The 22,849-nt window shown below is 46.1% G+C and carries 21 protein-coding genes and 1 tRNA gene; 3 read left to right on the top strand and 19 right to left on the bottom strand.

What is annotated here, in order from left to right; all coding sequences use genetic code 11:
• Positions 1 to 108: 108 nt before the first annotated feature.
• Both MKY73_RS20025 and nrdR read right to left on the bottom strand, forming a co-directional pair.
• Positions 109 to 181 (bottom strand) — tRNA-Ala (locus MKY73_RS20025).
• Between the two features lie 185 nt (positions 182 to 366).
• Complete coding sequence (gene nrdR / locus MKY73_RS20030) at positions 367 to 834, bottom strand: transcriptional regulator NrdR (RefSeq protein WP_036609807.1); 468 nt, start codon at positions 832 to 834, stop codon at positions 367 to 369.
• A 116-nt stretch (positions 835 to 950) separates the two neighbouring features.
• On the opposite strand from nrdR, the gene MKY73_RS20035 reads away from it, so the two are divergent.
• Positions 951 to 1,172 carry an alpha/beta-type small acid-soluble spore protein gene (locus MKY73_RS20035; protein WP_017689472.1) on the top strand — a complete coding sequence of 74 codons (222 nt, stop codon included), beginning with the start codon at positions 951 to 953 and terminating at the stop codon, positions 1,170 to 1,172.
• 82 nt (positions 1,173 to 1,254) lie between these two features.
• On the opposite strand, the gene MKY73_RS20040 is transcribed toward MKY73_RS20035, so the two are convergent.
• The 12 genes from MKY73_RS20040 to MKY73_RS20095 form a co-directional block, all read right to left on the bottom strand.
• A complete protein-coding gene (locus MKY73_RS20040) occupies positions 1,255 to 1,818 on the bottom strand; it encodes a lytic transglycosylase domain-containing protein (RefSeq protein ID WP_315936545.1) in 564 nt (187 codons plus the stop codon).
• A complete protein-coding gene (gene coaE / locus MKY73_RS20045) occupies positions 1,815 to 2,411 on the bottom strand; it encodes a dephospho-CoA kinase (protein ID WP_339303170.1) in 597 nt (198 codons plus the stop codon). The genes MKY73_RS20040 and coaE overlap by 4 nt, the downstream gene beginning before the upstream one ends.
• 9 nt (positions 2,412 to 2,420) lie before the next feature.
• On the bottom strand, positions 2,421 to 3,239 hold the full coding sequence (locus MKY73_RS20050) for an MntP/YtaF family protein (RefSeq protein WP_339308673.1): 819 nt from the start codon (positions 3,237 to 3,239) through the stop codon (positions 2,421 to 2,423).
• A gap of 90 nt (positions 3,240 to 3,329) precedes the next feature.
• Positions 3,330 to 4,166: a DNA-formamidopyrimidine glycosylase gene (mutM, locus tag MKY73_RS20055; protein WP_339303171.1), complete on the bottom strand. Its 837-nt coding sequence runs from the start codon at positions 4,164 to 4,166 to the stop codon at positions 3,330 to 3,332.
• 117 nt (positions 4,167 to 4,283) lie between these two features.
• Positions 4,284 to 6,938 carry a DNA polymerase I gene (polA, locus tag MKY73_RS20060; RefSeq protein ID WP_339303172.1) on the bottom strand — a complete coding sequence of 885 codons (2,655 nt, stop codon included), beginning with the start codon at positions 6,936 to 6,938 and terminating at the stop codon, positions 4,284 to 4,286.
• A gap of 233 nt (positions 6,939 to 7,171) precedes the next feature.
• Entirely contained in the window at positions 7,172 to 7,831 is a 660-nt protein-coding gene (gene phoU / locus MKY73_RS20065) for a phosphate signaling complex protein PhoU (RefSeq protein ID WP_339303173.1), read from the bottom strand.
• Positions 7,832 to 7,894: 63 nt separating this feature from the next.
• Positions 7,895 to 8,650: a phosphate ABC transporter ATP-binding protein PstB gene (pstB, locus tag MKY73_RS20070; protein WP_339260134.1), complete on the bottom strand. Its 756-nt coding sequence runs from the start codon at positions 8,648 to 8,650 to the stop codon at positions 7,895 to 7,897.
• Positions 8,651 to 8,884: 234 nt separating this feature from the next.
• Complete coding sequence (locus tag MKY73_RS20075) at positions 8,885 to 10,066, bottom strand: methyl-accepting chemotaxis protein (RefSeq protein ID WP_339303174.1); 1,182 nt, start codon at positions 10,064 to 10,066, stop codon at positions 8,885 to 8,887.
• Between the two features lie 152 nt (positions 10,067 to 10,218).
• Positions 10,219 to 10,947, bottom strand: a complete 729-nt coding sequence (locus MKY73_RS20080) for a response regulator transcription factor (RefSeq protein WP_339303175.1) — start codon at positions 10,945 to 10,947, stop codon at positions 10,219 to 10,221.
• Positions 10,948 to 11,063: 116 nt separating this feature from the next.
• On the bottom strand, positions 11,064 to 12,884 hold the full coding sequence (locus MKY73_RS20085; protein ID WP_339303176.1) for an ATP-binding protein: 1,821 nt from the start codon (positions 12,882 to 12,884) through the stop codon (positions 11,064 to 11,066).
• Between the two features lie 43 nt (positions 12,885 to 12,927).
• Positions 12,928 to 13,275 carry a cupin domain-containing protein gene (locus MKY73_RS20090; RefSeq protein WP_339303177.1) on the bottom strand — a complete coding sequence of 116 codons (348 nt, stop codon included), beginning with the start codon at positions 13,273 to 13,275 and terminating at the stop codon, positions 12,928 to 12,930.
• Positions 13,276 to 13,532: 257 nt separating this feature from the next.
• Positions 13,533 to 14,402: an SDR family oxidoreductase gene (locus tag MKY73_RS20095; RefSeq protein ID WP_339303178.1), complete on the bottom strand. Its 870-nt coding sequence runs from the start codon at positions 14,400 to 14,402 to the stop codon at positions 13,533 to 13,535.
• A gap of 407 nt (positions 14,403 to 14,809) precedes the next feature.
• Here MKY73_RS20095 and MKY73_RS20100 point away from each other — a divergent pair, with 407 nt between their 5' ends.
• Positions 14,810 to 16,369 (top strand): histidine kinase N-terminal 7TM domain-containing protein, encoded by a 1,560-nt coding sequence (locus MKY73_RS20100; protein WP_339303179.1) that lies wholly within the window; start codon positions 14,810 to 14,812, stop codon positions 16,367 to 16,369.
• 254 nt (positions 16,370 to 16,623) lie between these two features.
• Here the strand turns inward: MKY73_RS20100 and MKY73_RS20105 are convergent, their stop codons facing one another.
• From MKY73_RS20105 to citZ, 4 genes are all read right to left on the bottom strand, one after another.
• Entirely contained in the window at positions 16,624 to 17,049 is a 426-nt protein-coding gene (locus MKY73_RS20105; protein WP_124113831.1) for a hypothetical protein, read from the bottom strand.
• 134 nt (positions 17,050 to 17,183) lie between these two features.
• Positions 17,184 to 18,125: a malate dehydrogenase gene (gene mdh / locus MKY73_RS20110; RefSeq protein ID WP_150365727.1), complete on the bottom strand. Its 942-nt coding sequence runs from the start codon at positions 18,123 to 18,125 to the stop codon at positions 17,184 to 17,186.
• A gap of 15 nt (positions 18,126 to 18,140) precedes the next feature.
• Positions 18,141 to 19,433: an NADP-dependent isocitrate dehydrogenase gene (gene icd / locus MKY73_RS20115; RefSeq protein ID WP_339303180.1), complete on the bottom strand. Its 1,293-nt coding sequence runs from the start codon at positions 19,431 to 19,433 to the stop codon at positions 18,141 to 18,143.
• Positions 19,434 to 19,580: 147 nt separating this feature from the next.
• A complete protein-coding gene (gene citZ / locus MKY73_RS20120) occupies positions 19,581 to 20,693 on the bottom strand; it encodes a citrate synthase (protein WP_339241009.1) in 1,113 nt (370 codons plus the stop codon).
• Positions 20,694 to 21,224: 531 nt separating this feature from the next.
• Between citZ and ytvI the strand changes: the two genes are divergently transcribed.
• Entirely contained in the window at positions 21,225 to 22,343 is a 1,119-nt protein-coding gene (gene ytvI, locus MKY73_RS20125) for a sporulation integral membrane protein YtvI (protein ID WP_339303181.1), read from the top strand.
• Positions 22,344 to 22,445: 102 nt separating this feature from the next.
• Here the strand turns inward: ytvI and MKY73_RS20130 are convergent, their stop codons facing one another.
• Entirely contained in the window at positions 22,446 to 22,844 is a 399-nt protein-coding gene (locus MKY73_RS20130; RefSeq protein ID WP_076209101.1) for an FxsA family protein, read from the bottom strand.
• Between the last annotated feature and the right edge of the window lie 5 nt (positions 22,845 to 22,849).

Below are 22,849 nucleotides of genomic sequence, written 5' to 3' on the forward strand. Positions count from 1 at the left end.
ATATACGTCCCCTGGCTCGTCCCCAATTCCTTCTACTTCATTACATGTTCTGATGTATTTCACCACATAAAAAACGCCATCACAATAATGTGATGGCGTTCTTAACTATGGAGCCTAGGGGGATCGAACCCCTGACCTCATCGCTGCCAGCGATGCGCTCTCCCAGCTGAGCTAAGGCCCCAGGATATGAAATAGATAACTTGTCCAACACTGCTAACGTTCCACAGGCGACTCCTATATCATATAAAATCCAGCTTTCGCTGTCAATCACTTTTTCAAGATCCAAAGTGATTGGAGAAGAACAACCGATTTCACGGGCACACATGGACTGGAACTCCAGACTGCTCTTCTCCCTTTCCCACTTCACTAATCCTCCAGATCGTCTTTGGACAACAGGGATTTCAGTTCTTTCATGAACATATTGATATCTTTGAACTGGCGATATACCGAGGCAAAACGGACATATGCCACTTCATCGACTGGAAACAACTGTTCCATCAATAGCTCACCAATCTGGCGACTCTCCACTTCAGCATCAGCTGTATTACGCAGCGATTTCTCCACTTCAGATACCATCATCTCCAGCGTCTCAACGGAGACTGGACGTTTCTCACAGGCACGAATAAGCCCGCGAAGAATCTTGTCCCGGCTAAACTCTTCCCGGCTGCCATCTTTCTTAATGACAATCAATGGAGTTTCTTCAATCATCTCAAACGTTGTGAATCTTCGGGCACACTGCTCACACTCCCGGCGACGGCGAATGGATTTCGCTTCGTTGGCCGGACGCGAATCAAGCACTTTGGTACCCATATAACCGCAATAAGGACACTTCAAATCAGATCACTTCCCACGTTTTACTTTTTACCACATATTCCCTGTCTTGATTTTGTAATGAAAAATGCATTGCCGAGACATAATACTTTTACCAACTCACGAGGAGGTGAACAGCAATGGCACAAAGCAACGGTAACTCCAACAACCTGGTGGTAACTAAAGCTTCCGCAGCACTCGAGCAAATGAAATATGAAGTTGCTCAAGAACTCGGAATCAGCATCCCACAAGACGGATACCAAGGTAACATGACTTCTTACGAGAACGGTTCGATCGGTGGATACATCACGAAGCGTCTGGTAACAATTGCAGAACAGCAATTGGCAGGTCAATACCAATAATATCTGCATCGTAATACGCTACACAGAGGAGCATGGAGCGGCCGGTGAACAACCGGCCTGCTCTGTGCTTCTACTTATATACTTAGAACGTATTATAGATCTTTACATACTGATTATAATAGTAAATGACCCTTTGTACATAGTGACGCGTCTCACCAAACGGAATATCCTTCACCGTATCGAATGAACCATCCCATACACCATCTCTGAGCCAACTATTCACTTTGCCTGGACCCGCATTATAAGCAGCGATCATCACCGCTTCATTGCCACCAAATTGATCGGACAGATTGCGCAGATACCATGTGCCTAACTGAATATTTCGTTCAGGCTCGTGCTTCAATTCCTCCAGTGAAGTGTCGGGAATTTTGGCTTGTTCCAATATCCAGTTGGCCGTGTCCGGCATCAGCTGCATGAGTCCAATGGCACCTCGTTTGGATTCCTTGCTTGTCTTGAAATTGGTCTCCACTTTGATAATGGAAGCAATCAGAAACGGATCAACCTCATAGCTCTGAGATTGGGCACGAATCTCTTCCTTATAATGAATCGGATAGAACCATGCCATCCAGTTTGTATTCAGAAATAACACCAATACAAAGGACACAAACATCAACAGCAGTACTCGTTTCTTGCGCAATATTCTCATAACAAACCCTTACGCTGTAGATATGAGTCAATTTGCTGCTCCGTCTCAGTCCATAAACCGCTGTTATTGATGACAATGTCAGCCAACTGCTTTTTGCGTTCAATATCCATCTGTACATCCATCCGTGCCTCAGCCTGCGCTGCAGTCATTCCATCCCGACTCATCAAGCGATCTCGTTGAACCGCTCTCGGTACATAGACAACCATGACTTCCTCAAAACCGTCTTCCAGACCCGACTCGTAGAGCAATGGAATATCAGATACCACAAGTTTATCCGGATGTTGCAACGCATATGCAGCAGCCCGTTCACGCATCTCTTTACGGATCGCCGGATGTGTGATAGCCTCCAATGCCTTTCGTTCCTCTGGTTGTTGGAAAACAATACTTCCAAGCTTTTTCCGATCCAGTGTTCCATCTTCGTTCAGTATGGCTTGTCCAAACCGCTTAACAGCGGCGGCCAACACGGGATGCCCGGGCATCATAACTTCCCGGGCAATAACGTCTGCATCGATGAGCAACGCTCCCTTACTGGCGAGATAGGCGGAAACACTGCTTTTGCCTGTCGCGATCCCGCCGGTTAAGCCTATATTCATCGTTTCACCTCATAACAGCTTCATTATTCCCATAATCATTAACAATAGTGCTGGCAATACAGATAGTCTTCGCATCCAGCGCAGGGCTGAGAATCGTAGTCCAACCTTCATGCCGAGTGACAGAAACGCCCCACTAAACAGGGCAATAATGAGTGCCGTCCAGAGCGTGGGGAATCCCAAAAGTGCCGCTCCCAGGCCTGCTCCAAACGCATCCAGAGACAGGGCAATCCCCAGCCACATCGCTTCCTGAGCAGATATACTTCCCGAGTTATCCATATCCGCCTTGGAAGGGCTGCGAAGGATCTGAATGACGACCCCCAGCTTGCGGAGCTCCAGTGTAAATACCATTCTTTCGAGAGAACCACCCGAAGCCGATTGCTCCAGATCCAGTGCAAGTACCTGATTCCTGCCCTTGGAATCCGGCAGCGTCACTTGTACATTTCCCATCGCATTAACCTTTGTTTCTTCTGTTCCCTCATCCGTTCCGTTACCTGTTTCCAGCTGTTCTTTTCCTTGCTTTCGAATAAGTTGCAACAGTGACCATGCACCAATACCTATCAATATAACGGCGCCCACAATGGAAGCGATATCCGGTGACACGACATGGGACAACAGCACACCAACTTGCATCGACAAGGCAATAACCAATCCCGAACAGATCGAAATAACAGCGATAGATAACAGGGGAATCTTCGTCCTCCGTAACCCATATGTAATCCCGACTCCAAAACCATCTAAACTAAGCGCCAAAGCAAGCGCCAGCAATGAAATAAAATGATGCAGCACCCCGGACTCCTCCTCTGTGCGGTACTCGTGCCAACTGAAGATGCCAGTATGGGTATACGCCCGCTTATTTCTGCCATATCAGTATATGGAGGGAGGAATCCAAGGGTGCTATGATTTCATCATTTCGTTCATTCAGTTCAAGTTCAGCGGCTGACAGTTCGGACAAAAATGCGTACCACGGCCACCAACCACCGTTTTTTCAATTAACGTACCACATGTTGCACAAGGCTCCGATTTGCGTCCATAGATTTTCAGTTGATGCTGGAACATGCCCATCTCACCCTGTCCGTTCACATAGGATTTGATGGATGAACCCCCTGCATTCACTGCATCTTGCAACGTAGCCACAATCGCTTCATGAAGCACCGTTAACTGCGCCTCGGTCAGAGTTTTGGCGATGGTCTCAGGATGGATGCCGGCGCGAAATAGAGCCTCGTCCACATAAATATTCCCGATACCCACCACATATGCCTGATTTAACAACACAGCTTTAATTTTGGTTGTTCGCTTGCCCACCGCCTCACGGAATGCGGTTACCGTAAAGGCGGGATCAAGCGGCTCCAATCCCAGCTTCAGCAAAGGTTTCGATATCAGTTCCTCACCTGTATTAAACAGATGCATCGTACCGAACTGGCGTACATCCTTATAACGCAATTCCGTACCATCATTAAAATGGAAGATTACATGTGTATGCTTCTCCACATCTTCATGCTGCTCGTACACGCCGTACCTTCCTTCCATCCGCAGATGGGAGACGAGCACCAGCCCGTCCAGCAAAATACGCAAAAACTTGCCGCGTCTCTCCACACCAATTACGGTATGTCCCGCGAGTTCCATTGCAAATGCATCTATGTCGTCCGGCCGCTGAATAATCCGCGGCAAGCTAACGGTCACATGATCAATCGTTTTGCCCACAATAAGTTGATTCAATGTTCTTCTGACTGTTTCGACTTCCGGTAATTCCGGCATGATGTTCTCACCTCCCCTATATTATAACGGAAGATGGCGCTCAGCGGGACCCTTTTCTTATATCTCTAACATGGAAGGCCCGATTGTAAAATACCGGAAAAACCGCGCGCTACTTGATTATTTCGCTTCGTACCAGTTATCCCCAAAGCTGACTTCAGCTTTCAGCGGAACTGACAGTTCCAATGCTTTTTCCATGACCGAAGGCACGAGTTCTTTCATCAGTTCCAATTCATCGGCAGGCACTTCGAACACAAGTTCATCGTGCACCTGAAGCAACATACGGCTCTTCAACTTGCGTTCCCGTAGCGCTTCATCCATCTGTACCATGGCCAGCTTGATGATATCTGCCGCAGTTCCCTGAATAGGTGTATTCATCGCCGTACGTTCTGCGAAGGAGCGCAGATTGAAGTTGCTGGCATTAATCTCTGGCAGGTAACGACGTCGCTCAAGCAACGTTTTAACGTAACCATCCTGGCGAGCTTCTTTCACAATGTCATCCATATATCGGCGCACACCCTGGAATACTTCAAAATACTGATCAATAAACTGCGCTGCCTCTTTACGAGTAATGTGCAGGTTCTGTGATAAGCCATAATCACTTATTCCATATACGATACCAAAGTTAACTGCCTTGGCGGAACGACGCATATCCCCATCCACATCCTCAGGTTTCACGCCAAATACATCCGAAGCAGTCTTCGTATGAATATCCATATCATTAACAAATGCTTCCTTCAAGCGCTCATCGTCCGAAATATGTGCCAGAACACGCAGTTCAATCTGGGAATAGTCTGCTGCCAAAATGGACCATCCAGGCTCGGAAGGAACAAATACCTTCCGGATTTTGCGACCTTCTTCCATCCGGATCGGAATGTTCTGCAAGTTCGGGAATTGACTGCTAAGTCGTCCCGTTGCAGCAATGGTCTGACGATAATACGTATGCACCTTGCCATCTCGATCGGAGATCTCTTTGAGCAGTCCTTCCACATAAGTAGATTGCAGCTTGGCAAGCTGACGATATTGCAGGATATGCTTAACCACATCATTATAAGGCGCTAATTTCTCCAATACTTCAGCATCTGTGGAGTAGCCTGTTTTTGTTTTCTTCACGACCGGCAAGCCCAGTCTGTCGAACAAAATCTCCCCCAGTTGCTTCGGCGAATTCAGATTGAATTCTGTCCCTGACAACTTGTAAATCTCAGCCATAAGTCTGCTGATATGCTCTTCGAACTCGCTTCCCAGTGCCTGCAAATCGGCTGTATTAGCCTTAATACCCTGCTTCTCCATATCTGCCAGAATACGCGACAACGGCATCTCCAGCTCATGGAAAAGTGAGTTCATCTCATCGCCCTCCAGCGCCTGTTCCTGGAGAGGAATAATCGCTGCCACAGCAGCAGCTTTCCGGCAAAGGAAATCGCCCAGGATCTCTGCTTCCGGCACCTTATACTTGGCCCCTTTGCCCATAACCGTGTCATCCTCCACGAGTGATGGCAGACCATACTTGGTTGTGAGTCCACTAATTGTCTGGTTGGATTCCGTTGGATCAAGCAAATAGGCAGCCAGCTGTACATCGAATGATGCGCCAGCAAATTCAATTCCATGCGCATGTAGAGCCAGGTCTACACGATGAAGATCATACCCGCGCTTCGGTTGTTCTGAATTACCAAGCCATTCCCGCACTGAAGCAGCAGCATCGGAATGAAGCAATTCGGGAGATATGAACGTATAGGTTCCAGCGGAACCTACAGCAAGTCCAATCAATTTTGCTTGGTGCGGGTTATCCCCATGTGTCTCCACGTGGAGGACATCAATGGAACCCAGGGAACTAAACAGCTCGCCTATGTTGTCCTCTGTTGCAATGGAGGACTCTACCTCGGCAGCAGGGACCGCTTCCTGTTCAGAAGCCAGGCTGCCGCTGAACGACAGACGTTCGAGCAAGGATTTGAATTCCAGCTTGGCCAGTGCAGGGCCAGCCTGTTCTTCTTTTAAACCGCCGAATTGCATATCCTCCCACGTCTGCTCAAGCGGAACTTCCCGGTGAATTGTCGCGAGTTGCTTGCTCATCCGGGCATCTTCGGCATGGGCCTCGATCTTTTCCTTCATCTTGCCTTTCAGTTCACTTGTACCATTCAGCACATCCTCCACCGATCCGAACTGGTGCAAAAGCTTCAGTGCTGTTTTCTCTCCGACTCCGGGAATACCCGGAATATTATCAGACGCATCGCCCATCAGACCTTTGAGATCAATGATTTGCAGCGGCGTCAGACCATAACGCTCCTTAATCTGAGCAGGATCATACAGTTCAATATCGGTTACCCCTTTACGTGTCAGTCCGATATGTACATGTTCAGAGGCAAGCTGCAGCATATCTTTGTCACCCGATACAACAAGCACCTGTCTGCCCGCTTCATCTGCGCGTTTGGTTAACGTCCCAATGATGTCATCCGCTTCAAATCCTGCCAGCTCAAACTGGGCAATGCCAAGTCCTTTCAGCAGTTCTTTGAGCAATGGGAATTGCTCTGACAACTCTGGTGGTGTTTTCTCCCGACCACCCTTGTATTCCTGATATCCTTCGTGTCGGAACGTAACTTTGCCTGCATCAAATGCGACCATCACATGTGTAGGTTTATGCTCTTCAAGCAGTCTCAGCAGCATCGTGGTGAAGCCATATACGGCATTGGTATGCAGACCTTTCGAGTTGGTCAGAGGCGGCATTGCAAAAAACGCCCTGTAAATAATGCTATTTCCATCTATGAGAATAAACTTGTCCATTCCAGCACCTCGCGTATTATATGGTCAACCTCTTCAAATTACATCTATTCTCATGATACCATACCCACCTGTCACATCAAAAAGAATAGCCTCTTTTCACTTCATTTTAATCGTAAAAAAGAACCTTCTCCACAGGCAACTGTACACAGCCTACCTGAGAGAAAGTCCTTTTCCATTCATATGATTGCATTACTTAATCAGCACTGATTCCCCAATTCCAAAGCAATACTCTTCTATTGATTCAGATCCGGGCGTTTACCTGTCACCAGGTATACCGTGCTCTCACCAATGTTGGTCGCATGATCTCCAATACGTTCAATGTAACGTCCGACCATCATCAGCAGCATAGCCTGAGAAGCCTGATTCGGATGCTCTGTCATTAACGTGTAGAGATCACTGATCATGTGGCTGTACAGTTGATCGACCTGATCGTCCGTCTGAGCCATTTTGTAGGCCAGATCCGTGTTTTCTTTCAGGAAAGATTCGATGGATTCATCAATCATGGATTTCACGATTTCTGCCATCTGCGGGATATCCACCAGAGGTTTAATCAGCTTCTGTCCATCCATCCGGAGTGTCACCTTCGCCACGTCGAGAGCAAGATCTCCCATACGCTCCAGATCACTGGAGATTTTGAAAGCCACGATAATACGTCTGAGGTCCTTCGCCACCGGCTGTTGTGTAATGATCAGTTTGGAGCCAAGCTCCATAATTTTGTCTTCAAGGGCATTCAGATTCGCATCATTCTTGATGATGACCTGAGCTTTCTCCGCGTTCATCGTTTGTAAACTCTCAATAGCCCCATCCAGTGCTGCTCCTACATGTTCACCCATTTGCCTCAGCAAGGTACGCAGCTCTTCAAGCTCCTGATCGAATTCTTTTCTGCGAATCATAGATTTCATGTCCTCCTTATCCATCGTCTCCGGTTATGCCGGGATCATTCCAACTCAGCTCGCTTAACCGAACCTTCCAGAGATATAATCCTCGGTTCGGGAATCTTGCGGTGTGGAGAATAACGTCTCCGTATCAGCTGCCTCCACCACTTCACCATTCAGGAAAAATACCGTGCGTCCAGATACCCGTGCCGCCTGGTGCATATTGTGGGTAACCATAACGATGGTGTACTTGTGATGCAATTCCTTCACCAGCTCCTCAATTTTCAACGTGGAGATCGGGTCGAGTGCCGATGTTGCTTCATCCATCAGCAAAACGTCAGGTTGGACAGCCAGCGCCCGTGCAATACAGAGACGCTGCTGTTGTCCGCCAGACAGACTCAGTGCAGACTTTTTCAATACATCCTTCACTTCATCCCACAGGGCAGCATGGACAAGACTCTGTTCCACCAACCGATCCAGTTCAGCCTTCTGGGTTACCCCATGCAAGCGTGGTCCATAAGCGACGTTATCGTAAATGGATTTGGGGAACGGATTCGGTTGTTGAAACACCATGCCGACCCGTTTGCGCAGTGTCTCCACTTCAATCTCATTACTGTAGATATCGGAGCCATTCAGCATAACCTGTCCTTCCACACGAACACCCGGAATCATGTCATTCATCCGGTTCAATGTGCGAAGCAATGTCGATTTACCACAACCTGACGGCCCGATGAACGCAGTAACCGTTTTTTCCGGCAGATCCATCGATATATTTTTAAGCGCGTGATGCGTATCATAATATAAATTAAGTTTATCAATGTGAATGAGGTCCTTCATGGATGTTCACTTCTCCTTCGCTGCAGGGACACGAAAACTCCCTTTACGTTGAGACCGATGCTGATAATTGTTCATCGCTGCTCGGCCATCTTTAATATCCTACCCTCTCATTGTAAAAACCGTATCACTTTCATGTTAACGGAATGTAAAAAGACATCCTTAACCTTCATGATCTGCGTAATAGATCAATCTGATTCCTGATGCCTGCCTTAGCCTTATGGATTGCCTTATATTTTACTCACTATTCAAAACCATCTCATCCAGCTTTGTACGAATGTGCTCTGCGACTTCTCCAGCTTTTCCGCCTTCCATGGCAATCTCCTCTGCTATACGAGACAAATCTCTCACCGCACTGTTCAGTTGTCGGAACGTTGCTCCCCCTGCGGTGACATGCACCGAACTGTCGTCAATCTCCGCTCCGCTTGCCTTAACCAGTTCAACAGTCTGAAGGGTCAATCCACCAATATTCTCTAGCAATGAAGACATGTTCCCCGCAACCTCACGGGTCTGTTTCGCCAACGCTCGAATCTCGCCTGCAACAATCTGAAAACCTCGTCCATATTCACCGGCATGTGCTGCTTCGATGGAAGCATTCAGGGCAAGGAGCCCACTCTGATCTGCCAAGGATCGAATGGAATGTGCCATGCCTGAGCCTGTTTTGATCGAATTCAACATGTGGTCCGCATGTTGTCCTTGACTCTCCATGTGCTGATGTACCCGGTTATAGGAAGCATCGACATGCTTCAAACTCTCTTCTCCCTGCTTGGACAATGCCATGATCTCCCGGGCCTCATGAACGGTCTGATTCGCTGCATGAACCAGCTTGGTAACTGCTTCATTAATTCTCGATATCTCCTGCCTGCTCTCGGATACCGTACGAACACGTTCTTCCGAAGACGCTTGTTGCAATCTGCGGGAGATCGACATCACATCACGCATCGTCAGCACACCCAGCAGTCGATCCTGATCCGTAACGAGTAGACAATCGTAGAAATGTTGTTCATCCCGTCCAAGTGCGATATCGATAATTGTGGTCGCTTCCATATGAATATCTGCAATAACCGGCGATGTGTTCACGACTTGTGTGACCGGCTTACGATAGAATAGATCTGCGGCAAAACGGCCGTTTAACATCCGATATAACGTCTCTCGCATTAACAATCCAGTAGGTTTCATCTGCTCATCACATAATACAATGCAAGGGTGCTCCTGACCCTGATTCATCATCGTCGCTGCTTCTCCACAGGTCGTGTGGACTCCGGCGACAGGAACCTGGCGGTAATAGTCTTGCAGACGGATTACAGGTTCTTCAGCAACCACCGTTACTTCATGATGCTGTTGTTCGGGTGTCGTTAATTCTTCGTTATGTAAAACAACATGAGGCTGGTCAGGTTTCACTTCGAGCAACATGGGCATAAATGCGCAATCTCCTTTACGTACTAGCTCCGTCTTAAGATAGATTATGTAGGTATAAAGTATCACCCAGATAAGTCCATGCTACTCCCTCTACGTAAAGGAACATCCTCCTTTATGTTAAACGAATGTAAAATAAAACTCCCCGATCATTGCTAACTTGAATGATGGGGAGTTTTTCTTTTCACAACCAATTTATATCCTACACCACGAATGGAATCAATGTGAACCGATTCTGGGTCCAGCTCCAGCTTTTTGCGTAATGAGCTGACGTGTACGTCCACTGTTCGTTGACCTCCGATATAATCGAAGCCCCACACCGCGTTCATCAGATCATCCCTTGTCAGAACCACACCCGGCTTTTTGGCCAAATATAAAAGAACTTCGAATTCTTTCGGACGCAGACTGATGGATTGTCCACCCAGTGTCACTTCATATTTCAGAGGATAAATCTCAAGCTCTCCCAGAATAATTCGTGAACCATCCTTGTCATCAGGCTGTGGTAAGTCTTCACCATTGGAATAACGTCTTAATACGGCATCCACTCGGGCTAATAACTCAGATACACCAAATGGTTTGGTAATATAATCATCGGCACCCGATTTCAATCCCTGTACTACCTCGGCTTCACCGTTCTTTGCGGTCAGAATGATAACAGGTGTAGTTACCCCCTGTATTCTTAACTTATTCAGAATGTCCAGACCATTCATGCCCGGAAGCATCAGATCAAGCAAAATGAGATCAAATTCCTGAGACAAGGCCCGATCATATCCTGCAGATCCGTGATCCTCTGCCGTAACGTCATAACCTTCCTGTGTCAGGTTATACGTGAGTAATCTCGATAATGTAGGTTCATCCTCAATAACTAGCAAACGCTGTGCCATGATACCCCTTCTCTCTTCATAGGTTGTCTGTTGCCACAACACTTTTTCTATCATAGCACTAAATTGTTAACGCGGTGTAAAACAAAACAACCTTTTTACATTTTCCTACTTCATGTCTAGATCTCTTCATCCTGAATGAATGGAAGGATCACACGGAACGTTGTCCCCATGCCCAGCTCACTCTCAACAGACAATTTGCCATGATGCAATTCCACCAGATGTTTCACGATGGAAAGTCCAAGGCCCGTGCCCCCTGAATTACGGGATCTGCCTTTATCAACGCGATAGAATCGTTCGAAGATCCGCGGCAGATCTTTTTTCGGTATGCCAATGCCAGTATCCGACACCGCAAAGACCACTTCATCGTCGTTATCCATTGTCACCTGTAACTTCACTCGTCCGCCATCCGGGGTATAGTTGATTCCGTTGGATAACAGATTGATGAAGATCTGCTTCATCTTGTCCTCATCTGCTTCAATGTACAGTTCCTCCGGAACATGCATTTCCAGACGAATCTGCTTTTTCTCCGCCACCTTGGACAGGGTGCCCAGCACCATTTCGAAGAAAGAGTGTACATGAACAGGTGAGCATTGCAAAGGCGCGCGTTTGGATTCAATTTTGGATAACTCCAGAATATCCCCAATCAATCGGTTAAGTCGATCTCCTTCATCATAGATGATTTTCAGGAATGAACGCTCCGTCTCCTTATCCTGTACCCCGCCACTGAGCAACGTTTCGGCAAAGCCCTTGACCGCAGCAACAGGTGTCTTAAGCTCATGTGAGACATTCGCGACAAACTCACTGCGCATCGACTCCAAGCGGCGAATCGCCGTCACGTCCTGCAACAGGAACAACATACCCCGATACCCGCCATCATCTTCTGACATCGGTACTCCATCAATACGGATCAGTTTTTCCTCCGGGTTGAACACACTCACTTCTTCGTGCATCCGATCTTTCAGTGCAACACTCTCTTCAATGGTACGTGTTAATTCGTAGTGTCTTTTCAATTCAGTATAAGGCTTACCCGTAACTTTTCCTGCCTGAATACCGAGCATACGCTCTGCTTCCCGATTAACCAATGCAATGGATTGCCCCGCATCGATCATGACAATGCCTCCGGTCATGTTCGCGAGGACGCTCTGTAGCAAAGCTTCATTGTCACGAATCGTCTTCAGCTGGGACTGCAAGCTGTCTGCCATTCCGTTGATCGCAAGCCCTAGCTGTCCGATCTCATCTCTACGCGTTACATCAACTCTCGCATCGTATTCCAGCTTGGTGATTCGATGAGCCACTTTTGTAATATGCTCAATCGGGGAGGTTAGTCCGCGTGCAACCCGATAACTGACAAATGCGACAATTAAGAACAGCAGTCCAAGTGCAGCAAACATAATCATCCAACCACGCTGAAGACCCTGATCAACCGCATGCAGACTCATTGAAAGGCGGATGTAGCCATCAAATTTGCCGCTGGGCATTTCAATCATGTCACTTTGATCCGAATTGACGGGTAGTGCTACATACAGCATGTCCTGTCCCAGTGTTTCACTGTACCGAATGGACTGCCCGTATCCATCCCCTACCGCACCCAGGATTTCTTCCCGGTTCAAGTGATTATCCATCGCTGCCGGATTACTCTCGGAATCTCCAATGACCGTGCCGTCTTTATTGATGAAGGTCACCCGGGAATCCGTGAGACGATCCAGTTCCAGCGCCCGATCTGAATAGTACTTTCGTGTGGCTTCCGAGGTTGGATCACTTGCATCATGGAAGGGAAACGTGGCTTTGAGCAAATTAATCTCCCGCACCATGGTTTGCTCCAATGCGGTTATGTGCGTAGTTTTAAACACTCTGCCCATTGTATATCCAGCTACAATGACGGATATACCAATCAGCACCATCATAATGATGGCAAGGCGAATTCGGAACGGTCTCATCTATCTCTTCCTTTATGATCAGATTAACATCTAATAATTGGCTCTATATTGAATCCAGTTCAATTCGGTCACCACGGGTGCCGGGATTGGAAATAACGAGAAACTCCACTTCTTCGTTGCTACGATTCATCATTTGATGCGGCATTCCGGGTGCAATCTCTATTCCTTCATGGGTTTCCAGCACGAATATCTCACCATTAAGTTCCATATATGCTTCACCGCTGAGGATGAAAAAAAACTGACGGCTTACTGAATGAACATGTCGTGTTTCAGCCGTTCCTGCAGGCATTCGCTCATGAATGATGCTCAATTTATCGTTTTGAACAAGGTGCCAGCCATCGCACTGTGCACCCCATATATAATGCGCTGCATTCTGTTTGCTCATTTTCATATGACTTATCCCTCCAAGTATAATTGCTCGATCTATCATATCACAGATTAGAGAGATTCCAGTCAGCAAAGCTATTCGTACCATATCATATATGTATCAACGCAGATGCAGACTTTTGTAAACAGCTGCTAAACCGCATCTTAGACTTGCACAATTCCCTGATATAAAAAAGACGCACCGCTCAGCCATGCTGAATGCGATACGTCTCTGTATATAATCAATCCTATACTGATTCCGAATCGAATCATCTTAAAGCATTACCCGTTTACCACTTCACCGCCATTTACATGCATTACCTGTCCACTCACATACGATGAATCATCCGAAGCCAGATACACATATGCGGGAGCCAGTTCATCCGGTTGCCCTGGACGTTTCATCGGCTGGGTTGCGCCAAACTCACTTACTTTTTTCTCGTCAAAGGTGGATGGAATGAGCGGTGTCCAGATCGGCCCTGGTGCAACGGCATTGACACGAATTCCCTTCTCAATCACATTCATCGACAGAGAACGAGTGAACGAAGTGATTGCTCCTTTGGTAGATGAATAATCAAGCAAGGTCGGGCTGCCGCGATAAGCTGTGATGGATGTGGTGTTAATAATCGTACTGCCTTTCTTCAGATGTGGCAAAGCTGCCTGCGTCACATAGAACATACCGAAGATATTGGTACGGAATGTTCGCTCCAGTTGCTCTGGTGTAATATCCTCCAGATTCTGCTGTGGGTGCTGTTCCGCAGCGTTATTCACGACAATGTCCAGTTTACCCAGTTCATCCACCGTCTGCTGAACCGACTTCTTCGCAAAGGCATCATCACCAATATCTCCAGCTATCAAGATACACTTGCGTCCTTCTTGTTCCACTTGGCGCTTCGTTTCCTTGGCATCTTCGTGCTCGTTCAGATATACAATGGCGACATCTGCGCCTTCCTTGGCGTATGTAACAGCTACAGCCCGTCCGATCCCACTGTCACCCCCTGTAATGAGCGCTACCTTTCCCGTCAGTTTACCTGCTGCCCTGTATTCAGGCTTTTCAAATTCGGGTCTAGGATGCATCTCCGACTCGATTCCAGGTCGTTGATCCTGATGCTGTGCTGGCATTGTTTTTTCGTTTTGTGGTGTGGTTGACATCTAACATTCTCCTCTCAAAATGTGAACATGTTTGGATTACAGAAGACACGGACTTTAGCTGTAACCTTCCTTGTCTTTCGTTCTCTGAAAAAGTCTCATTCTGTAGGATGGCATGAATAGTCCAGATTATTCTTCTGTGATGAAAAGCAACTCGAGGCTCGGCGTGCTGTCTCAATCAGCGTCCTACCTTCTATTCGTTATTTACCACGCTCTTTGGAGATCAAACAACCGATTTGCTTCAAAGCCTGTTTTGCCAGAATTCGAAATTTATTCGAAATTAGACTGTTTCATGATACAAAGTGTATTCCTATGCTGCTTGGGCTGAGGTACAATGTACAGTATACAGATGTGCTTTAGCTATCATTTTTACTGGTTTAATCATCCTAATCTAACATGGAGACCTGACAATGGAATCGCATATTAATTCATATATAACACTCGTAGCCACTTCAGCCGTGCTGAATGTCTTTTTGTGTTTATATACCTATTTCAGAAGATCCGAGATCCCCAGCTCCAAAATATTCATCCTCTACACAGCAGCACTCTCCATATACACGTTTGGTTATGCGATTGAGCTGGCCAGCAACACACTGGAGCAGATGAAGTTTTGGACCACCGTGGAGTATATAGGCATGCCCTTCTCCGCATCTCTTGGCCTCATGTTGATGATAAAATATACAGGAAAAACGTTATCCAAAAAGGTCACTGCCGCATTGTTTGTAATCCCTTCCATTACACTATGTATGGTAGCAACCAATGATTTTCATCATCTTTTTTATAAGAAAGTATGGCTGAGAGAAGATAGTCCCGTACCTCTGATGGATATCGCAGTAGGTCAATGGTATGTTGTACACGGCGCATTCACGTTCTCATGTCTGTTGTGTGCCTGCCTCATTCTGATCGGTCAATGGAAACACACCAAGAAGATGTACCGTCGACAATTACTTACACTGATTACTTCACAGATTATTCCTATGGTCGCAGCTTTTCTGTATTTGCTTGGCTTGACACCTGGTGGGATGGACCCCGTGCCGGTTCTCATGTGTATTACATCTGCGATGTATATCTGGGCCATTCTATCCTCTCGTCTCCTGACCATCGTGCCGATTGCTAAAGACAGTATTTTCGAGAGCATGCGCGAAGGAGTTATTGTACTGGATAGTTCCAATCGTCTGGTAGATTACAATCGATCACTTCGTGACATGCTGCCAGAGCTTAACCTGACCATGATTGGACAACCCTTGGATGAGATATGGCTTACTCTTGCCGGTGAGACTTTTCCCGTTCAATACGAGAAGGAAGGATTGCAAACGGATCTGTACTGGCAGTTAGCAGGTGAAACCGTCTGTTATCAGGTCAGAACATCTTATGTGTATAACAAGGATGCACAGATCGTGGGTAGCCTCATTATGCTCATTGATATAACAGAACAACGTTTCTTGCAAGAACAGTTAAAACAACTGGCTTATTTCGATGGTCTGACCAAAATCTATAATCGCACTCATTTTTTGCATAAAGGACGGGAGATGTTAAGCGAAGCTCGTCTTAATCAGCAGCCTGTTTCATTTATATTATTTGATATCGATTATTTTAAACGCATCAATGATACCTATGGACATGATGTAGGCGATCAGGCCATTATCCATGTAGTCTCTGTATGTAATCGATATTTGAGCCCTGAGATGTTGTTCGCCCGTTATGGAGGAGAAGAATTCGTTATCGCCCTTCCGGATACCTCTCTTCAAGAAGCTGAAGAACTCGCGGAGCAACTGAGAGTTGCCTTGTTGAATTCCCCCCTAGATGTTAAGGGAAATCCTATTACGCTGACCTCAAGCTTTGGTATCTCCCAATACAATGGAGGCATTGATTCGCTTGAATCCTTGTTACGTGATGCTGATACTGCGCTGTATGAGTCCAAGCGGAATGGTCGAAATGCAGTATGTGCATATGCTGTGAGTGCAACCTAACCCATGTAGACCGTGTCTGATGGACGATGATATGTGTGGTAAAGACTGGTGTAGTACCAACTCAAATAAAACAAGGAATGCTGATTCAACTTGGTAATAACAAAAATAGACAGCCGATGTGGCTGTCTATTTTTCATTTGTTTCCCGTAACGCTATCTTACATCCCATTCGGCTTGTCCTAATTACGTTTGCAAACGCTTAAGCAATGGAGACTAATACATCATTGTAGGATAGATTAACCGTTCGCAACGCACTTAGATGACCTGATTATTCACCATCAGATACACCATGATAAGCAAGAATACAGCCAGAAGTGTACTGAACATACGGATCTTGCTTTGCTCAGGACCTACATCACGCTTGTTTTTCACACCTTCTGCAGCGAGTCGTAGCGGTTTGCCCATAATTCCTCCAATAGCAGCAATGGCCAAGAGAAGGACAACAACAACAGCCATCCAGACATGAGAATACTCACCTTTTGTCATCAGGTAACCACCTGTTAGAAGTTGGATTACAAGTCCATACTGCGCGACTTTGTTCAAAGAACGCAGCGATGCAAATGCTCCCTCTTGTGCTGCAGCATTCAAAGTACGGATTTTACCGACCACGAATGGCAGAATCAAATAAAATCCCATCGCCAGTGCTCCAATAATATGGAGCAGATACATAATCATTGTCAAAATTTTCATCCTCCTCAACATTTTCGGTGTGCTATACATCACATCCCATTATACTGGGGATCTTATCCAAAGAAAAGAAAACCTCCGGTAACCCGGAGGTTTTCTTTTAGCTTCTGTTCAAAAAGTTCTCAAACTTACAGGTTTACTACTGAAATGACGTTACGAACCGAATCAGCAGATTTATCCAAGCCTGCTTTTTCTTCCGTTGTCAGGTCAAGCTCGAATATTTTCTCAATGCCGTTACCACCCAGAATGGTTGGTACACCGAGGAACAGATCATGATAGCCATATTCACCTTCAAGATACGCGATGACTGGAATGATACGTTTCTTGTCCTTCAAAATCGCTTCGGTCATCTGAACAAGTGAAGCCGCCGGTGCGTAATACGCACTGCCGTTACCAAGCAGATTCACAATCTCACCACCGCCAACACGGGTGCGCTGCACGATGGATTCGATCCGGTCAGCCGGAATCAGCGTATCGATCGGAATGCCGCCCACGCTCGAATAACGAACGAGAGGCACCATATCGTCTCCGTGACCACCAAGAACGAATCCACGAACATCTTCAACAGATACGTTCAACTCTTGCGCAATGAAGGTACAATAACGTGCTGTATCCAGAACACCTGACTGACCAATAACACGGTTTTTAGGAAAACCAAGGGTCTGATAAGCTGCATAAGTCATCGCATCTACCGGGTTGCTTAGAATAATGACGATGGAATCAGGGCAATATTTTTTCACATTTTCACAAACGGACTTCACGATACCCGCATTCGTATTGACCAGATCGTCACGGCTCATACCCGGTTTACGGGCGATACCAGCGGTGATGATTACAATCTCAGAACCTGCAGTATCTTCGTAGTTGGAAGTACCGACGATATGACTGTCAAATCCTTGAACAGGACTTGCCTCCATCATATCGAGTGCTTTCCCCTTCGTCGGGTTCTCCAGCTGAGGAATATCAACCAGCACAACATCCCCGAGTTCTTTTTGGGCAAGCATTAATGCGGTCGTGGCACCGGTAAAACCGGCGCCGACTACTGTGATTTTTTTGCGCTGAATAGTCAAGATTCACATCTCCCCTTACAGGTTTTTAATGATTTGATCCGCGAATTCAGAACATTTTACTTCAGTAGCGCCGTCCATCAGACGTGCAAAGTCATACGTTACTGTTTTATTGTTAATGGATGTTTCCATACCTTTGTAGATCAGGTTAGCTGCTTCTTGCCATCCCAAGTGCTCAAGCAACATTACTCCGGACAGAATAACGGAACCAGGGTTCACGACATCTTTGTCCGCATATTTAGGTGCAGTACCGTGAGTTGCTTCGAAGATAGCATGTCCTGTTACGTAGTTGATGTTCGCTCCAGGAGCGATACCAATTCCGCCAACTTGCGCTGCAAGTGCATCGGACAGATAGTCACCGTTCAGGTTCAATGTTGCGATCACATCGAATTCGCCTGGACGAGTCAATACTTGTTGCAGAGCGATATCGGCAATCGCATCTTTTACGATGATTTTACCAGCATCTTCAGCGGCTTTTTGTGCTGCATTCGCTGCATCTGTACCTTCGTTATCTTTGATGATGTCATATTGTGCCCATGTGAATACTTTGTCAGCGAACTCTTCTTCAGCCACTTCGTATCCCCAGTTTTTGAAGGCACCTTCGGTAAATTTCATGATATTACCTTTGTGTACCAAGGTAACACTCTTACGGTTATGACCAATTGCGTATTGAATTGCTGCACGTACCAAACGTTTTGAACCTTCGGAAGAAACTGGCTTGATACCAATACCGGAAGTTTCAGGGAAACGAATTTTGTTAGCACCCATCTCCTGTTGCAGGAACTGGATCACTTTTTTCACTTCTTCAGAACCTTCAGCATACTCGATTCCTGCATAGATATCTTCCGTATTCTCACGGAAAATAACCATGTCTACCAGCTCAGGACGTTTAACCGGAGAAGGTACACCGTCGAAATAACGAACAGGACGCAAGCAAGTGTAGAGGTCAAGCTCTTGACGCAAGGCTACGTTCAGGGAACGGATACCGCCACCGATTGGTGTAGTCAATGGTCCTTTGATCGCTACGATATACTCACGAATGGCTTCCAATGTATCATTCGGCAACCACTCACCGTATGTATCGAATGCTTTTTGTCCAGCAAACACTTCATACCATGCGATTTTTTTGTTGCCATCATAGGCTTTTTCAACAGCTGCATCCAATACACGTTTGGAAGCTTTCCAGATATCACGGCCTGTACCGTCACCTTCGATAAATGGAATGATTGGGTTGCTAGGTACTTGAAGTGTACCGTTATCAATTTGAATTTTTTCGCCTTCAGTTGGGTGAGCAAATTTTTCTAATTTCATAGTTAAAATTCCTCCTAGGTTTCATATATGCAGTATTCATCATACCACTAGTCTTGTGGAGAGAAGGGTCCTGAGAGCTTAAGCTAGTAACGCCTCTACTTTCCAACCCTTCACCTCGTCCATATTATTATACTGTTTTTGTGGCTATTAGCGAAGTTCAATAGAAACGTATTTCTGTTCTGTAGGGCCAGTGTACTCCGCACGTGGACGAATGATGCGATTGTCCGCAAGCTGTTCCAAAATATGCGCAGTCCATCCAGACACCCGGCTGATAGCAAAGATCGGAGTGAACAATTCCTGTTCGATCTCCAGTTGGGTATATACAGAAGCAGAATAGAAGTCTACGTTAGGCTTCAATCCTTTTTGTCCTGTAACCAGTTCCTCGATCTTCACTGACATATCGTACAGGCGCGTATCATTGTTCATCTCGCCAAGTTCTCTGGACATCTTCTGTAGATGTTTGGCACGCGGATCACCGTTTTTGTACACCCGATGTCCAAAGCCCATGATCTTTTCACGATTATTCAATTTTTCCTGAATTGCCGCTTCAAGACGATCAGGCGTACCGATCTCATTCAACATTTTCATAACGGCTTCGTTAGCACCACCATGCAGTGGTCCCTTCAGTGCGCCAATGGCGGAAGTTACACCGGAATAGATATCCGACAGCGTAGCAACCGTTACACGGGCTGCAAATGTCGAAGCATTCAACTCGTGATCCGCATGCAGGACAAGGGCTTGGTCCAATGCTTTCACTGCGGTCTCGGATGGTTCTTCACCAGTCATCATATATAAAAAGTTCTCTGCGATGGAAGCGCCTTCTTTTGGAGCCACAGGTTCTTTGCCCTGACGGATACGGGCGATGGCTGCCACAATCGTTGGCAATTGTGCTTGCAACTTAACCGCTTTGTTCTCATTCGCTTCTGTTGTCATCTCATCAGCTTGCTCGTCGTACAGTGCAAGTGCAGAGACAGCGGAACGAAGTGCTGCCATGGTACTGACGTTTTTCGGATACAATTGGATTTGTGCAATCAACTCGCTCGGAATCGGCGCGTAATCGCTCAGGCTTTTACGAAGGGATTTCAGTTCATCCGTTGTTGGCAATTTACCAAACCACAACAAATAGGCAACTTCTTCAAAGCTGGCATGTTCAGCCAAATCGTCGATATCGTAACCACGGTATGTGAGCACACCGTCTACAATAGAACTGATCGAAGAGGTTGTTGCAACGATGCCTTCCAGACCTTTGGTAGCTGTCATATTACATCTCTCCTTTAATAAGCGAAATCAGGGACCATTCCAGAGTGCATATAAGTGCCAAAGTGCACCTATCCTCTTTTTGTAAACATTTTCATTTTAAAATTAACAAATATTTCAAAAAGCGGTTTTCCTATCTGTCAATCGGTATTTACTTATAACATCATACTGGATTTTGTCGTTTATGTGAACATGATGAGAGTTCATTCGCACATCAAACTTCTTTATCGGACCGATAAAGCATTTTTGAAAGCCTTTACAAAAACAAGGTTGACATTTAATGTTTTTTAAACAATTCTGTCGTATGAAGAACTTTATATTGCTATATTCTGTAATACTAAGGCATACTCTAGGCAAAAGAAAGAATCCCGGAGGAGATTGCTCAAAATGTTAGCTCTTAAACGAGCTCTGGTAACCTTCCAGCGTTTCAAAACGTGGTAAATGCTCTATATTAATTAAGATAGCCATCTATTCTTAATACTGTTTTATAGATCATACATAGGTCGGCTTAATTGAAATAAGGAGAGTTGATGCTTGGATAAAATTATACTGAAACGTCTGCTCCGCGGCTTATGGGTTATCATTGCGACCATTCTGATCGCTGTTGCCATATACTTGCTGTTCCCGCTTCTGTATCCTTTTGCGATTGCCTGGATCATCGCTTATGCCATGAATCCATTAGTGAAACTGCTTCAGCATCGAGCACGGTTCCCCCGCTGGCTGGCTGTGACTCTTTCATTGATCGTTTATTTTGGTGCCATTGCGGTGGTGCTGTCAGCGGCGATTACCCGCATGGTAAAAGAAGTCATTTCCCTTACGACAAGCTTTGATCTTCATGTGGATGAGATCAAGGACACATTTGTGCGCTGGACCCAGAATGACACCATTCAGAGTTTGATTGGGCAGATCAATGAATTTTACAAAGAGAATCCCAATTACCAGGAAACCATCAACAGCAATATTAGCAAAACGACAGAAACGGTAGGTACAGCCGTGACGGATCTGGTCACCGGATTTTTCAATATGGTTCTGAGTCTCCTGACTTCCCTGCCCAACATGGGCGCGGTGTTAATTGTTGTTCTGCTGTCTACATTCTTCATCAGCAAGAGTTGGACCCGGCATAGCATCACCGTATCGGGCTGGGTACCCTCCTCCATTCGCAAGCCAATATCAGATATATGGACTGACCTGAAAAAGGCCTTGTTTGGGTATGTAAGAGCACAATTAATCATGATCTCAATTACAGCACTATTTGTCATGATTGGACTGCTTATATTACAAGTGAAGTCAGCCTTTACCATCGCTCTATTTATCGGTCTCGTCGATCTGCTTCCTTACCTTGGTGTTGGTCTGGTCATGGTACCTTGGGCTGCATACCTTTTTATGAACGGGGATCTGTATCTGGGCATTGGCATTAGTATTATCTATCTGATTTTACTAATTGCCCGTCAGATTATTGAACCGAAGGTACTTGCAAGTAGTGTAGGGCTCGACCCACTCGCCACATTGGTTGGCATGTTCGTGGGTTTGAAGTTGTTCGGTGTTCTGGGCTTAATTATTGGCCCTGTCAGTCTCGTGATTCTCGATGCGTTCAATCGGGCTAACGTATTACGCGACCTCCGAACGTATATCATCAACGGACGTGTCCGATGAGACACCATCTTATAAGCACGCAGGGAAAATAGAAAAAGGCTTCGTTCAACAGAAATCATCTGCTGAGCGGAGCCTTTTTCATTATGCAAAACAACTGGTGTTTCATTTCGGACGACGATAAAACGTAATTTTGCCACTTTTCATTTTTTTCTCCAGCCATCCCAGGAAGAACAGACGATAAACCGGACGTGTTAATGGAAATATCAGTGTAAACCCGATCAGATCCGTTACAAAACCTGGAATCAAGAGCAAGAAACCACCGACAAAAATAAAAAGGCCATCGACCATTTTTCTTCCAGGTACCTTGCCACGCTCCATCTCGGATTTGGCGTCCACAAGTACTTTTCGCCCTTCAAACTGCAACATTGCTATACCAATCAAGGACGTGAGAATCATAAGAAGCAATGTCTTTCCGGCTCCGATCCAGTCACTCATCAGAATAAAACCAAATAGTTCAATCACCGGAATGATTAAGAGTAAAGCCCACATCCATTTTCGCATTGACG

The organism is Paenibacillus sp. FSL R5-0519, assembly GCF_037974275.1.
In the GTDB taxonomy this organism is placed as follows: Bacteria; Bacillota; Bacilli; order Paenibacillales; family Paenibacillaceae; genus Paenibacillus.

Coding starts and splice junctions, on each gene's coding strand:
- MKY73_RS20075 (WP_339303174.1), bottom strand. CDS start 10,066: ATGCCCATGTTGCTCGAAGTGAAACCTGACCAGCCTCATGTTGTTTTA.
- MKY73_RS20035 (WP_017689472.1), top strand. CDS start 951: ATGGCACAAAGCAACGGTAACTCCAACAACCTGGTGGTAACTAAAGCT.
- MKY73_RS20085 (WP_339303176.1), bottom strand. CDS start 12,884: ATGAGACCGTTCCGAATTCGCCTTGCCATCATTATGATGGTGCTGATT.
- phoU (WP_339303173.1), bottom strand. CDS start 7,831: ATGATTCGCAGAAAAGAATTCGATCAGGAGCTTGAAGAGCTGCGTACC.
- MKY73_RS20130 (WP_076209101.1), bottom strand. CDS start 22,844: ATGCGAAAATGGATGTGGGCTTTACTCTTAATCATTCCGGTGATTGAA.
- MKY73_RS20095 (WP_339303178.1), bottom strand. CDS start 14,402: ATGTCAACCACACCACAAAACGAAAAAACAATGCCAGCACAGCATCAG.
- MKY73_RS20040 (WP_315936545.1), bottom strand. CDS start 1,818: ATGAGAATATTGCGCAAGAAACGAGTACTGCTGTTGATGTTTGTGTCC.
- MKY73_RS20080 (WP_339303175.1), bottom strand. CDS start 10,947: ATGGCACAGCGTTTGCTAGTTATTGAGGATGAACCTACATTATCGAGA.
- mutM (WP_339303171.1), bottom strand. CDS start 4,166: ATGCCGGAATTACCGGAAGTCGAAACAGTCAGAAGAACATTGAATCAA.
- coaE (WP_339303170.1), bottom strand. CDS start 2,411: ATGAATATAGGCTTAACCGGCGGGATCGCGACAGGCAAAAGCAGTGTT.
- citZ (WP_339241009.1), bottom strand. CDS start 20,693: ATGACAGCTACCAAAGGTCTGGAAGGCATCGTTGCAACAACCTCTTCG.
- pstB (WP_339260134.1), bottom strand. CDS start 8,650: ATGAAGGACCTCATTCACATTGATAAACTTAATTTATATTATGATACG.
- MKY73_RS20090 (WP_339303177.1), bottom strand. CDS start 13,275: ATGAAAATGAGCAAACAGAATGCAGCGCATTATATATGGGGTGCACAG.
- icd (WP_339303180.1), bottom strand. CDS start 19,433: ATGAAATTAGAAAAATTTGCTCACCCAACTGAAGGCGAAAAAATTCAA.
- MKY73_RS20100 (WP_339303179.1), top strand. CDS start 14,810: ATGGAATCGCATATTAATTCATATATAACACTCGTAGCCACTTCAGCC.
- polA (WP_339303172.1), bottom strand. CDS start 6,938: ATGGACAAGTTTATTCTCATAGATGGAAATAGCATTATTTACAGGGCG.